The organism is Methylophilus sp. DMC18 (assembly GCF_056314005.1).
The window spans coordinates 1-12,792 of sequence record NZ_JBQUZE010000005.1 but is presented as its reverse complement, the minus strand read 5'-3'; the positions used below and the strand labels follow the sequence as shown (position 1 = coordinate 12,792).

The following is a 12,792-nucleotide window of genomic DNA, read 5'->3' as shown; positions in this document are numbered from 1 at the left end:
CCACACTCAGCTATCGACCTACTCGCCAAAGCTGAAACGATTCTTGCCATTTTTCTTGGAGTCGTACATGGCTTTATCTGCCACATGCAACAACTGTTTCACGTTTTTGCCATGATGCGGGTATTCGGCAATGCCGATACTCACCCCGATTTCCAATTGAATCCCGCGCACAACCACGGGTTGCGCAAACAAGTGGATCAAGCGCTGCGCGAGCTGCGTCAATTCCAGCCGATGTAAGTAGTTGCTCACCACCAATACAAACTCGTCTCCGCCCTGACGGGCCAGAAAGTCAGACTGTCTCAGCACTTTCTTAAACATATTTGCCACTTCAATTAGCAAGGCATCGCCCACATCATGTCCATAGGCATCGTTCACCCGTTTGAACCCATCCAGATCCATAAAAAAGACAGCAAACTGCTTGGAGCCTATCCTGGCCATTTCGTAAGTGCTTTCCAGATAGACATTCACACTGCGGCGGTTTGGCAGGCTGGTGAGCAAATCGTGATCCGCCTGATGGCTAAGCTGCTTAGCTACGGCCTGATTTTCCATGACCTGTTCCAGCAAAAGGGTGGTACTGCGGTAAGAAAAGACCAAGACGCTGATAATGACAATACTCAATAGAATCGCTACCGTCACTGAAGCCAGAATGCGATTGCGGATCGCTTGCTCAAACCACTGACGTTTGATCAGCAACTGCTCATCAATCTGCGCCAGTTGCCCATCAATAAGTTTCATCAACTCGCGTCCGCGATCTCGGCTTAATGAAAGATGAGGCGCGTACTCACCCGCATGCATCTGCACCTGCACACTTTTATCCATGGCATTAAATTTTTGTTGCACCAGCTGTTTGATGTTAGCCAGCAAGGGGCGTGCAGCCGAAGACGTATCCAGGTCATGCTCCAGTAGCGAGATGGCTTTCATGGCTTCTGCTTGGCCCTGCTCCAAGGCATCCAGAAACAGGGTATGGCCGGTGAGCAAATAACCACGCTGCCCACTTTCGGCATTGGTGATCGCCTTACCCAAGGTCACCACCTGGTAGCGCTGCCTGTCTACCAGGTCTTTTTGCTCTGAGTAATCAACGAGCTGATACATGGCAACAAACAACCCCGCCATTGAGATGCATAATAATGCAGCCGCAATGATTAGTGGGATAAGTATTCGTCGCTTGTAGTTAAACATACAAACTTTATATCGTCACAATCTCACATGTTTTTTAGGGAAAATTTCCAACTAAATCATGATAAAGCCTTGTCAAGTATAATAAAATAGCCTTTTGATAGATAACCACTATCCCATTATGCTCAGAATCACAGAAATCAAACTACCGATTGAGCTTGCAGATACGCTCAAACACCAGGATGACCAAATCAAGGCCGCGCTGCTCAGACGCCTTGAAATCCCCGAAAGCGAACTGCTCCGCTTTGAGATCTTTAAGCGCGGCGTGGATGCGCGCAAGTCACATGCCATATTGTATGTGTACAATCTGGATGTCGAAGTCAAAAACGAAGCCAAAATACTGGCACGGTTTAAAAAAGACCCGCACATCAAACCGGCACCGGATACCAGCTACCACTTTGTCGCACAATCCAATCAGACCAAGACACACCGGCCTGTTGTGGTGGGGTTTGGCCCAGCCGGGATTTTTGCCGCGCTGATTCTCGCGCAAGCCGGCTTCAATCCGATTGTGCTCGAACGCGGCAAAGAAGTGCGCAAACGGACCCAAGACACCTGGGGACTCTGGCGCAAACGCACATTAAACCCTGAATCCAACGTACAGTTTGGTGAAGGCGGAGCCGGCACCTTTTCAGATGGCAAGCTCTACAGCCAGATCAAGGATCCCAAACATTACGGCCGCAAGGTCTTGCAGGAATTCGTCAAGGCCGGGGCGCCAGAAGAAATTCTTTACGTCAGCCATCCGCACATCGGAACGTTCCGTCTGGTCGGCATGGTTGAAGAAATGCGCAACACCATTATCAGCCTGGGCGGCGAGATCCGCTTTGAAAGCCGGGTAACCGATATTGCCATTGAGAACGAGCAGGTACAGGGCGTCACTCTGCATAGCGGTGAGTTTATCCCGACCAATCATCTGGTGCTCGCCGTCGGTCACAGCGCACGGGACACGTTTGAGATGGTCTATGAGAGAGGCATTTATGTTGAAGCCAAGCCGTTCTCGATTGGCTTCCGCATTGAACATCCACAAAGCCTGATAGACCGCGCACGCTATGGCAAAAGCTATAGCGACGATATCCTTAAAAAACTGGGCGCAGCTGATTACCGGCTGGTGCATCACGCGCAAAATGGCCGTAGCGTGTATAGCTTTTGCATGTGCCCGGGCGGCACGGTGGTTGCCGCTACCTCAGAACCCAACCGCGTGGTGACCAATGGCATGAGCCAATATAGCCGCAACGAGCGTAACGCCAATGCTGGCATTGTGGTTGGCATCACGCCGGAAGTGGATTATCCCGGCCATCCGCTGGCCGGAGTCGAATTCCAGCGCCAACTGGAAAGCCAGGCCTACGTGCTCGGCGGCAGTAATTACTCAGCCCCCGGCCAACTGATAGGCGACTTTTTAGCTAACCGCCCCTCGACCCAATTTGGTGAAGTGACGCCGTCTTACGCACCCGGCGTACACTTGACCAATCTGGATACGGCATTGCCTGAATTCGCGATTACCGCCATGCGTGAAGCGATACCGGCTTTTGCCAAACAAGTTACCGGATTTGACCTGGCGGATGGCGTCCTTACTGGTGTTGAAACCCGCACATCCAGCCCGATTCGCATCAAACGCGATGACGATACCTTGCAAAGCATCAACACCAAAGGCTTGTTTCCCTGTGGTGAAGGCGCAGGCTATGCAGGTGGCATTCTGTCAGCTGCCGTAGATGGGATTAAAGTAGCTGAAGCAGTTTCAATATCTATCTTGTCTTAAAGATCAGCACATGTTTGGCACGTGTGCTGGTCTCATTTTTCCGGCATCTCCATGGAGCGGTGCACATGCGCGTGATGAACCGAGACAGGGGCGTGCATCCGTAGGTGCAAGCTGTACATAATCCAGACTGAACCCGCCACAAAAATCACCATAATCAATACGGTGAACAAGAGTGACATGACGTTCCAGCGCTCATTAGCAGATCGGTCTAGATGCAAAAAGAAGTGCAAATGTACGACCATCTGCACAATCGCTGCCAGCAATACCCCCACCAGCAACCCTGATTGTGGTAAAAATCCATTCATCACAAGCGCAAACGGCACGGCAGTCAGCACAAGTGCTAATACAAAACCCGTCACATATCCCTGTAAAGTGCCGTGGTATGGCACCTCAGTCGGCCCGTTATGGTGCTGTGTTTCTGTCTGCATCAAATCACTCCCATCAGGTAAACAATGCTAAAGACACCAATCCAGACGATATCCAGAAAATGCCAAAACAAGCTTAAGCGCACCAGTCTTGATCGCACCGGAGTATTCAGCCCACGTGCAGAGACTTGCGCCATCATCACAACAATCCATATCAACCCGAAACTGACGTGTGCCCCATGGGTCCCTACCAGCGTAAAAAATGCTGATAGAAAACCACTCCGAGAAGGCCCGTGACCAGCCATGACCAGATGGTGAAACTCATTGATTTCCATCCCGATAAATCCCAGGCCCAGCAAAAATGTCATCCCCAACCAAAGCATCACTTTCTGCGCTTGGTTCTTTTGCATGTTAAGCATTGCTAGACCATAAGTCACGCTACTGACCAACAACAACATGGTTTCAGCAAACACATAAGGCAGTTCAAACAAGGTCTTGCCACTCGGACCGCCAGCAAAACTCTGACTTTGTACGGCAAAAGTCGCGAACAGGGCAGCGAACAATACACAATCGGTCATGATATACAGCCAGAAGCCGAAAATAGTATTACCGACAGGGTCATGCCCGGCATGACCGTGCGTATGCATCACTTGAGTAGAATGTTGTACGCTCATGGTTTCACCTGATCATCAAATGCTTGAGAAATATCGGAAGACTTGCTGCTTAACCCGGCGAGCTGAAGATAACGCGCATCTTCAATCCGCTGCACTTCTGCTGCCGGGACATAGTAATCTACGTCGGTATCTGAAGCGCGCACAATAACACTCACCACTAAACCAATGGCACCGAGCAATGCCAGCCACCAAATCTGCCAGATCATGGCAAAGCCGAAAATAAATGCCAATATCCCCATAACAAAGCCCAGAGCTGTATTTTTTGGCATATGAATATCTTCATACTGTTGTGGACGATCATATGCGACGCCTTTTTCTTTCATGTCAGTCCACGCATCCAGATCCTCTACCACTGGAACCACAGCAAAATTATAAAAAGGCGGTGGCGATGACATGGCCCACTCCAAGGTGTGTCCGTTCCATGGGTCGCCACTGGCATCACGCAACTCAGCACGATTTTTATAGCTGACCACCAACTGGATGACTTGCATAACGATGCCCGCAAACACAAACACCGTACCGACAAGGGCGACCATCAGCAATGGATGCCACTCAGGATTAATGTAGTGCTCCAGCCGGCGCGGCATCCCCATTAAGCCCAGAGCATACAATGGCATAAAGGCCAAACCGAAACCGAGTACCCAGGCCCAGAAAGCCCGCTTACCCCAGACTTCATCCAGCTTGTAACCAAACATTTTTGGAAACCAATAAGTAAAGCCAGCGAAATAGCCAAATAAAGCGCCAGGAATCAGCATGTTATGGAAATGCGCCACCAGGAACAGGCTATTATGCAAAACGAAGTCGGCTGGAGGCACGGCGAGCAGCACGCCCGTCATGCCACCAATACTGAAATAAACAATAAACGCCAACGCCCACAACATGGGGGAGGTGATTTGCACGCGCCCGCGGTACATGGTGAACAGCCAATTAAAAATCTTCACACCTGTGGGGACCGCAATAATCATGGTGGCAATCCCAAATACTGCGTTGACATCACCGCCCTCACCCATGGTAAAGAAATGGTGCAACCATACAGAGAATGACAGGACGCCAATCGCCGCGGTCGCGTAGACCATGGATTTATATCCGAACAGGCGCTTTTGCGAGTAGGCAGAGACCACTTCAGAGAACATGCCAAATGCCGGCAAGATCACAATATAGACCTCAGGATGGCCCCATATCCAGAACAGATTCGGGTACATCATCATATTGCCGCCCAAACTGTTGGTAAAAAAATGCATATCCAGATAGCGATCCAGGCTCAACAGTGCCAAAGTGACAGTCAGTACTGGAAAAGATAACATAATCAGCACATTAGTCACCAATATCGTCCAGCTAAATACTGGCATCCGCATGAGCGTCATGCCTGGCGCACGCATTTTCATGATCGTGACAAAGAAATTAATCCCTGTGACCATGGTGCCAATACCACCGATCTGAATACTCCAAATCCAGTAATCCACCCCAACACCCGGGCTGTAGTCCATCTCGGACAATGGCGGATATCCGGTCCAACCCGCCTTGGAAAACTCACCAACCGCCAAAGACAGCATGATCAGCATGGCGCTGACTGCGGTCAACCAGAAACTCACCGAGTTAAGGAAAGGAAACGCGACATCCCGTGCACCAATCTGTTGTGGCACAACCACATTCATCAAGCCAATAAAAAATGGCATTGCGACAAAAATAATCATGATGGTGCCGTGCGCACTGAAAATCTGATCATAATGCTCGGGCGGCAAATATCCGTAGGAGGATCCGACGGCCATGGCTTGCTGTATGCGCATCATGATGGCGTCGGCAAAACCTCGCAGCAACATGACCCCTGCGAGCACAATGTACATGATACCGATACGTTTGTGATCGACACTGGTGAACCACTCATGCCACAAATAAGCCCACTTACCCTGGACGGTGATCCAAGCCAGAATAAGCAGACCGATCAATGCGGAGACACCCACCGCCCCCATAACGATAGGATTATCATAGGGAATTGCAGAAAGCGTCAGCTTTCCAAACAGCTCTGTTTCCAAGGTACTACTCCCGAGAATGCGAAATTGTTGTCGGCTGCGAAGCCGCAGAAGCAAATTGCTGATGACCAGCAGGCTGTCGGCATAAGTCAGCAGTTTGCTGTTGGGAGGTCATGTCCGGCATATACTTCATCAGGACATCGTCAAAGAGGCCTGATTTTACCTGCGTAAAATATTGCACCGGCGTATGATGGCTAGGGATCTCTAAGCTTTTAAAATGCGCTTGATCCAATGGAATCTTGGACTGACGCACTTTACTCAACCAAGTGTTAAAGCCCTTCTCATCTGTGGCAATCGTATGAAAATGCATGCCCGAAAAACCATCGCCACTAAACTGTGAATTCAAGCCTTGAAACACCCCGATACGGTTGGCCTGCAAATGTAATTTGGTTTCCATCCCCGCCATGGCGTAAATTTGGCTACCCAGCTGCGGAATAAAGAAAGAAGTCATGACCGAATCAGACGTAATGCGGAAGCTGACCGGGACATTGGCAGGCACCACAAGCTGATTAACAGACGCGATACCTAACTCAGGATAAATAAACAGCCATTTCCAGTCCATGGAAACAGCTTCCACCTGAATGGGTTTTACTGTTGACGCCAGTGGCTGGTAAGGATCAAGCCGATGTGAATAGTCCCACACCAGCACACTCAATATTGTTACGATCACGGCTGGCACCAGCCAAACCACGACCTCAATCTTGAAGGAGTGTGCCCATTTCGGGGCAAAGTCTGCTGATTGTTTGGAGGCACGGTACTTCCAGGCAAACATGATCGCCATCACGATGACCGGAATGACCACCGTTAACATCAGCGCAAACGCAATAATAATTAGTCTTTTTTCATCTGCGGCCACGGGCCCTGCGGGATCGAGTAGCACCCATGATGAACAATTGGTCAGACACTCTACAGCATGTTGGGGAAGAATTTCACTCAACGGGATTTCCTGCATATAGCAACTTCCTTAACTAACTTGCGCCACATCAAACCTGTGACTGGGCGAGAAATGACCTTGGCCGTCATGAATGTAACCGCCCATTTCCTCATGAACCTTTTGAGTTCTGGCAAGTATGCTAAATAAATTGTCTTACATTGACCTTGCAGGCTTAACGATTAACCTCTTTTCGACAAAAAATTACGCCCTCTACTTTGGAGATTGATCCAAAGTAGAGGGCGATGCAACAGTAATACTTTAAGGTTAATGATTCATTATTGACGAATCAGGTAATCAAATGCCCCCAGTGCCGCATTCGAGCCTTCCCCCATGGCAATGATGATCTGCTTGTAGGGAATCGTTGTGACATCCCCGGCCGCAAACACGCCTGGCAACGAAGTGGCATTGTGGTGGTTAATTTCAATTTCACCATATTTGCTCAGGTCCAGGGTGCCTTTCAGCCAGTCACTGTTGGGGACCAGGCCGATCTGGATAAACACGCCTTCCAGTGCGATATGTTTGCTCTCGCCAGAGACGCGATCCGTGTAGGTCAAGCCATTGACGCGTGCCCCATCCCCCGTGATTTCGGTGGTCTGCGCACTGGTTAAAATCGTCACGTTTTCAAGTGAGCGCAGTTTGCGTTGCAGCACGGCATCGGCTTTCAGTTCAGTATCAAACTGCAGCAAGGTGACATGCCCCACGACGCCCGCCAGGTCAATCGCAGCCTCAACGCCGGAGTTACCGCCGCCAATCACCGCGACATGCTTGCCCTTGAACAAGGGCCCATCGCAGTGTGGGCAGTAGGCCACGCCTTTATTTTTATAGGCCTCTTCGCCAGGCACATTCAGATTTCTCCAGCGTGCACCGGTGGCCAGAATCACAGACTTGCTGCGCAAAATCGCCCCGCTTTCGAGCTTCACTTCAATCAAGCCAGCATGTTTGCTGTCGGTTTTGCTAGGCTCGGCCAATCCAACGGCACGTTGCAATGGCATGATATCCACGTCGTAGGTTTTCACGTGCTCTTCAAGCGCCGCGACCAGTTTAGGGCCTTCGGTCTCTTTGACTGAAATAAAGTTTTCAATCGCCAGGGTGTCGTTAACCTGGCCACCAAAGCGCTCAGCGACGATGCCCGTGCGTATGCCTTTACGGGCTGCATAAATTGCTGCTGAAGCACCCGCCGGGCCACCGCCAACCACCAGCACATCAAACGCTTCTTTAGCGTTGAGCTTTTCGGCCTCTCTGGCAACAACGCCCGTATCCACCTTGGCCAGAATTTCTTCGACCAGCATACGGCCTGAGGCAAACATCTCGCCATTGAGGAAAGTGGCGGGTACCGCCATGATGTTGCGCTCGTTGACTTCGTCCTGAAACAGCGCGCCGTCAATCACGGTGGTCTTGATGCTTGGGTTGAACACAGTCATCAGTGTGGTCGCCTGCACGACATCCGGGCAGTTATGGCAAGACAAGCTCATATAGACTTCAAAATTCAAATCGCTATCCAGCGCCTTAATCTGGTCTAGCACATCCTGCTCCACTTTTGGTGGATGGCCGCCGGTCCACAACAACGCCAGTACCAATGAGGTGAACTCATGGCCTAACGGAATCGCCGCGAAACGCACACCATGGGTTTCGCCTTCTTTGGCAATCACGAATGACGGTTTGCGTGCATCATCGCCAGTCTCGTCAAGGCTGACCTTGTCAGACAAAGCAGCAATTTCTTGCAACAGTTCACGCATTTCTGCGGCACGCTCACTCGCATCCAGCGAAGCAATCAAACGGATAGGTTGTCGCAACATGCCAAGGTAAGTCTGCAGTTGGGTTTTTAAGGTTTCATCTAACATATTCATTCTCCAAAATCACGGCTGGTGCATTTCTTCAGGCAACAACACGCCGTGGCCATCACGCATGGCAATCAAAAATGGTTGGGGGAAACTCGCTCAGGAAAAACCACAGTGACAACACATCCACTCAGTGACTTTTCCTGAGCGCCCTGCTGGCGCAGGGCGTTGCTCATACCAATCTCAACGAGATTAGATCTTGCCTACCAAGTCCAAAGATGGCGTCAAGGTTTTTGCACCTTCGTTCCACTTGGCTGGGCACACCTGGCCTGGGTTAGCAGCGGTGTATTGCGCAGCCTTCAATTTGCGCAAGGTTTCTTTTACATCACGGGCAATTTCGTTGCTGTGTACTTCAACAGTCTTGATCACGCCGTCTGGGTTGATCACGAAGGTACCGCGCAGAGCCAAACCTTCTTCATCAATATGCACGTCAAAAGCACGTGTCAATTGGTGCGTTGGGTCACCAACCAGTGGGAATTTTGCCTTGCCTACTGCAGGTGAAGTCTCGTGCCAAACCTTGTGGGAGAAGTGGGTATCGGTGGTCACGATGTACACTTCAGCACCAGCCTTCTGGAATTCCGCATAATTGTCAGCCGCATCTTCAACTTCAGTTGGGCAGTTGAAAGTGAACGCTGCTGGCATGAAAATCAACACAGACCATTTGCCTTTCAAAGACTCTTCAGTCACTTCGATAAATTTACCGTTGTGAAAAGCTTGCGCCTTGAATGGTTGTACTTGTGTGTTAATCAATGACATGTAGTTCTCCTTTATGATTTAGAACGTGGGTTAATTAAACAGACTTCATTAAATATTGCTGCATTTCAACAGCGAATGAGTGCATTGTAGACACACACATTCAATATGTAAAATTGATTATTTTAATTTTATCAATAAATTATTTTTATCAAACTATACAGCCACCGTGACTTGTCCATGCCCTTCAAGGCCACGGTTATCCTGCCAGTTTACCGTAATCACATCGCCGACCTTGGCATCCTGTATATAAAAGGTGAAATAGGGATTGCGTGCAATCGCGGTGCCCGTCTGGGCATCTACAATCACCTGCCCATTCATCACCACTTGCATCAGTTGCATAAAGTGCGCGGGCATTAACTGGCCATCTTCATTTTTGCTACGACCCGTACGCATGGGATGCACAATAATGATTTTAAGTTCAGTGACATGGTTCCCCAGCGGGCTGCTCTCCAGCATGCGCGCACGCATTTTCATGCTGCTGGCAAACGGCTCTTCACGTTCGCTGCTGGCGCAACCATCTTCGAGCACGATGACCTGACGCCGCTGCTGCGTAAACTGGCCATTCCCCTGTTCTGCCAACGCGATCACCTCCCCCGATTGCGCGAGCTTGACGCGTGTCACCAGCCTCGGCAATACCTGCTTGCCTAACTCAAAACTCGCAATCAAGGGAGTGGGATTGGCATCTGCCAGCAAGCGCAAACTACGCAGTTTGCCCGCCGCCTGCGTGCTGCTCAGCTCAATTTGCACCACGGCGCCGTTTTCAGCTTTTTGCGGTGCGTCAATACTGAGATCACTGGCGACAGGCACCGCGGTGGCTTTGAGCGCAGCCAACACTTGTGCTGTTTGCTTAGCCTCAAAGGCAGAAGCAAACCAGGTGGCCGCTTGCACTTTGCGGGCGATGATCCACAATGGTAGCGCTGCCAGCAGCACACTGTTTTTTAACCAGCGACGTCTGTCCATCCTGCCCTCCTATCCATTTTTGTCATCCCCTTGTTCCAGCTTGAGCTGCACCCTGAGCGCTTTCAATCTGGCCTCGACTTTGGATTGCAGGTAAAAATCGCCATCCTTGGCCTTGCTGGCAATTTCAAACTGCTCAATCGCCCGCGGCAAATCATACTTGCGCACATAAGACTCCCCTAGCGCCTGATGCCGCAACATCTGTTTGTCCTGGCCCTGATATGCGGCAGCCAGCCAGTCATACAGTTTTGGGTCCTCAGGGAAGGCCTCAAGCTGTTTCTGGATAAAACTGACTGCCGGCGCCCACTGATTGCTGCGGATCAATAACTCAGCCTCGCCTTGCGCCAGCGCACGATGTTGCGGATATTGTTGCAAGCCCTGAACAAAACGGTTTTGCGCCTGTGCCACCTGCCCCGACTTGGCCAGGGTCAAGCCTTGCAGGGTCACCAGATAAGGGCTGGAAAGCCCATGCTTAACCAGCCAGTCGACCTCGGTCAATGCTTTTTGCGGCTGATTGACACGCAGCCAGGCGTAAGCCAGGCCATAGTGTTCAGCCAGCTCATTCTGATAGCGGCCCTCGTTAATATTGTTCTGAAACTCTTCTACCATTTGCTGGGGCGCGCCTTGAAAGGCCCGGATTTTTGCCCGCATCATAAAAAAGGGCAGACTTTCATTCACCTGCTTATAAGGCAAGTTTTGTACACGGTTGCCTATATCGGCAATCCGCTCGCTGGTCAGCGGGTGGGTACGCAAATAGCTGGGCATATTGCCATCCGAAAAGCGCGTCGCCCGCTGCATGGTGGTAAAAAAGGCCGGCATGGCGCGCACATCAAAGCCTGCATCTTGCAAAATGGTCAAGCCGACCCGATCTGCTTCGCGCTCGTGCTCACGCGTGTAATCCAGCTGCTTTTGTATCCCGGCAGCAGAGGCCGCAGTCATCGCGCCCATGCCCACTTGCGGGTTAGAGCGTGCCACCAGCAAGGCCAGGGCCGTCGCAGCGATATTTTTGAACATATCGTACTTTTGAGAGGCAAGCATACGCGCCAGGTGATGCTGCGTGACATGGCCGATTTCGTGCCCCAGCACACTGGCCAACTCAGACTCACTGTTGGCCGCAATGAATAAACCGGTATGGACGCCAATGACCCCGCCCGGCATGGCAAAAGCGTTAATCGACTTGTCCTGTACCACAAAAAAATAAAACTTTTGAGCGCGGTCCGGGCTACTTGCCCCCAGCCGCGTGCCCAGTGCCTGCAGGTAATCAGTCACCTCGGCATCATCGAACACATCTTCATCGGTAGCGACTTGCTTTAAAATCTGGTGCGCAATTTTTTCTTCATCGCGTAATGACAATACGGTTTGCGAAGCGTCACCCAACTCAGGCAGCTGGTTAGATGAATCGGCAGGCAGGGTGACATCCAGATCGCCGGGCTCATAAGGCTTGCCAGAAAAAATACCAGTCGCGTTATTCGCCAACAAGGACGCCTCTGGCACGATGAACAGTGCGCACAAACACAACCCGCGCAACAGCCGCGCACAATGTATACGCAGATTGCCAGATTGAAATACCATGTGGAGTGGTTTAAAACGCATGTGCCCTGTGCTAAAGACCCAAACTTGTTATGATAACGACTTCACTGCCCGAGTTCATCCTTTTTCACTCGCACTGATTTCACTCAAACTGAGCTCAAGACCACTTATGTCAACTGCCAACAACGGACTCACCCACTTTAACGCCCAAGGCCATGCCCATATGGTCGATATCGGTGACAAAGCACACACCAAACGCATCGCCATCGCTGAAGGCCAGATTCAAATGCAGGCAGCCACGTTGCAAACCATCCTGCAAGGCACCGCCAAAAAAGGAGACGTGCTTGGCATCGCCCGGATTGCCGCCATCCAGGCCAGCAAAAAAACTAGCGACCTGATCCCCCTCTGCCACCCGCTTAGCCTAAGCCGCGTAGATGTCAGTTTTATGGCGAATGAAACGCAACACAGTATTACTTGCCGAGTGCAATGTGAAACTACCGGGCAAACTGGCGTCGAAATGGAAGCGTTGACCGCGGTGCAGGTTGGCCTGCTGACGATTTACGACATGTGTAAGGCGATTGATAGAGGTATGACAATACAAGGTGTTCGCGTACTGGAAAAACATGGTGGGAAGAGTGGGGACTGGGTGGCAAATGACTAAATTAAATATCGAATTTTAACGGCAGATTTATTTCGCCTTTTGGCGAGTTACTTTCTGTTGCTTGCCCCACAGAAAGTAACCACAACTAACGCAGTGTTGCGGCGAAGGCTAACCTTTA

At 50.7% G+C, this 12,792-nt stretch carries 11 protein-coding genes; 2 read left to right on the top strand and 9 right to left on the bottom strand.

Annotated elements, in window-relative coordinates; translation table 11 throughout:
• Positions 1–18: 18 nt before the first annotated feature.
• A complete protein-coding gene (locus ACT53G_RS11635) occupies positions 19–1,113 on the bottom strand; it encodes a diguanylate cyclase domain-containing protein (protein WP_476156394.1) in 1,095 nt (364 codons plus the stop codon).
• A gap of 184 nt (positions 1,114–1,297) precedes the next feature.
• On the opposite strand from ACT53G_RS11635, the gene ACT53G_RS11630 reads away from it, so the two are divergent.
• Positions 1,298–2,929: an NAD(P)/FAD-dependent oxidoreductase gene (locus ACT53G_RS11630; protein ID WP_476156392.1), complete on the top strand. Its 1,632-nt coding sequence runs from the start codon at positions 1,298–1,300 to the stop codon at positions 2,927–2,929.
• A gap of 32 nt (positions 2,930–2,961) precedes the next feature.
• Here the strand turns inward: ACT53G_RS11630 and cyoD are convergent, their stop codons facing one another.
• From cyoD to ACT53G_RS11590, 8 genes are all read right to left on the bottom strand, one after another.
• Positions 2,962–3,357 (bottom strand): cytochrome o ubiquinol oxidase subunit IV, encoded by a 396-nt coding sequence (gene cyoD, locus ACT53G_RS11625; RefSeq protein ID WP_476156390.1) that lies wholly within the window; start codon positions 3,355–3,357, stop codon positions 2,962–2,964.
• Positions 3,357–3,968 (bottom strand): cytochrome o ubiquinol oxidase subunit III, encoded by a 612-nt coding sequence (gene cyoC / locus ACT53G_RS11620; protein ID WP_476145314.1) that lies wholly within the window; start codon positions 3,966–3,968, stop codon positions 3,357–3,359. The genes cyoD and cyoC overlap by 1 nt, the downstream gene beginning before the upstream one ends.
• Positions 3,965–6,001, bottom strand: coding sequence for a cytochrome o ubiquinol oxidase subunit I (cyoB, locus tag ACT53G_RS11615; RefSeq protein ID WP_476156388.1), 2,037 nt, complete (start codon positions 5,999–6,001; stop codon positions 3,965–3,967). Before cyoB ends, cyoC begins: the two co-directional genes overlap by 4 nt.
• 4 nt (positions 6,002–6,005) lie before the next feature.
• Positions 6,006–6,950 carry a ubiquinol oxidase subunit II gene (gene cyoA, locus ACT53G_RS11610; protein ID WP_476169479.1) on the bottom strand — a complete coding sequence of 315 codons (945 nt, stop codon included), beginning with the start codon at positions 6,948–6,950 and terminating at the stop codon, positions 6,006–6,008.
• Positions 6,951–7,207: 257 nt separating this feature from the next.
• The gene (ahpF, locus tag ACT53G_RS11605; protein WP_476156384.1) at positions 7,208–8,773 is read right to left on the bottom strand and encodes an alkyl hydroperoxide reductase subunit F; all 1,566 of its coding nucleotides are present in this window, start codon (positions 8,771–8,773) and stop codon (positions 7,208–7,210) included.
• Between the two features lie 189 nt (positions 8,774–8,962).
• Positions 8,963–9,526, bottom strand: coding sequence for an alkyl hydroperoxide reductase subunit C (gene ahpC / locus ACT53G_RS11600; RefSeq protein WP_313986261.1), 564 nt, complete (start codon positions 9,524–9,526; stop codon positions 8,963–8,965).
• 153 nt (positions 9,527–9,679) lie between these two features.
• A complete protein-coding gene (gene soxZ, locus ACT53G_RS11595; RefSeq protein ID WP_476156382.1) occupies positions 9,680–10,486 on the bottom strand; it encodes a thiosulfate oxidation carrier complex protein SoxZ in 807 nt (268 codons plus the stop codon).
• 9 nt (positions 10,487–10,495) lie between these two features.
• Positions 10,496–12,055 carry a beta-barrel assembly-enhancing protease gene (locus tag ACT53G_RS11590; protein ID WP_476156380.1) on the bottom strand — a complete coding sequence of 520 codons (1,560 nt, stop codon included), beginning with the start codon at positions 12,053–12,055 and terminating at the stop codon, positions 10,496–10,498.
• Positions 12,056–12,182: 127 nt separating this feature from the next.
• Between ACT53G_RS11590 and moaC the strand changes: the two genes are divergently transcribed.
• Positions 12,183–12,674 carry a cyclic pyranopterin monophosphate synthase MoaC gene (moaC, locus tag ACT53G_RS11585; RefSeq protein WP_476169478.1) on the top strand — a complete coding sequence of 164 codons (492 nt, stop codon included), beginning with the start codon at positions 12,183–12,185 and terminating at the stop codon, positions 12,672–12,674.
• Positions 12,675–12,792 lie beyond the last annotated feature (118 nt).

What these genes read in the sequence shown, in the direction of transcription:
- cyoD (WP_476156390.1), bottom strand. Translation starts at nt 3,357, where the DNA reads ATGCAGACAGAAACACAGCACCATAACGGGCCGACTGAGGTGCCATAC.
- soxZ (WP_476156382.1), bottom strand. Translation starts at nt 10,486, where the DNA reads ATGGACAGACGTCGCTGGTTAAAAAACAGTGTGCTGCTGGCAGCGCTA.
- ACT53G_RS11635 (WP_476156394.1), bottom strand. Translation starts at nt 1,113, where the DNA reads ATGGCGGGGTTGTTTGTTGCCATGTATCAGCTCGTTGATTACTCAGAG.
- ACT53G_RS11630 (WP_476156392.1), top strand. Translation starts at nt 1,298, where the DNA reads ATGCTCAGAATCACAGAAATCAAACTACCGATTGAGCTTGCAGATACG.
- ahpF (WP_476156384.1), bottom strand. Translation starts at nt 8,773, where the DNA reads ATGTTAGATGAAACCTTAAAAACCCAACTGCAGACTTACCTTGGCATG.
- cyoC (WP_476145314.1), bottom strand. Translation starts at nt 3,968, where the DNA reads ATGAGCGTACAACATTCTACTCAAGTGATGCATACGCACGGTCATGCC.
- ACT53G_RS11590 (WP_476156380.1), bottom strand. Translation starts at nt 12,055, where the DNA reads ATGGTATTTCAATCTGGCAATCTGCGTATACATTGTGCGCGGCTGTTG.
- moaC (WP_476169478.1), top strand. Translation starts at nt 12,183, where the DNA reads ATGTCAACTGCCAACAACGGACTCACCCACTTTAACGCCCAAGGCCAT.
- ahpC (WP_313986261.1), bottom strand. Translation starts at nt 9,526, where the DNA reads ATGTCATTGATTAACACACAAGTACAACCATTCAAGGCGCAAGCTTTT.
- cyoA (WP_476169479.1), bottom strand. Translation starts at nt 6,950, where the DNA reads ATGCAGGAAATCCCGTTGAGTGAAATTCTTCCCCAACATGCTGTAGAG.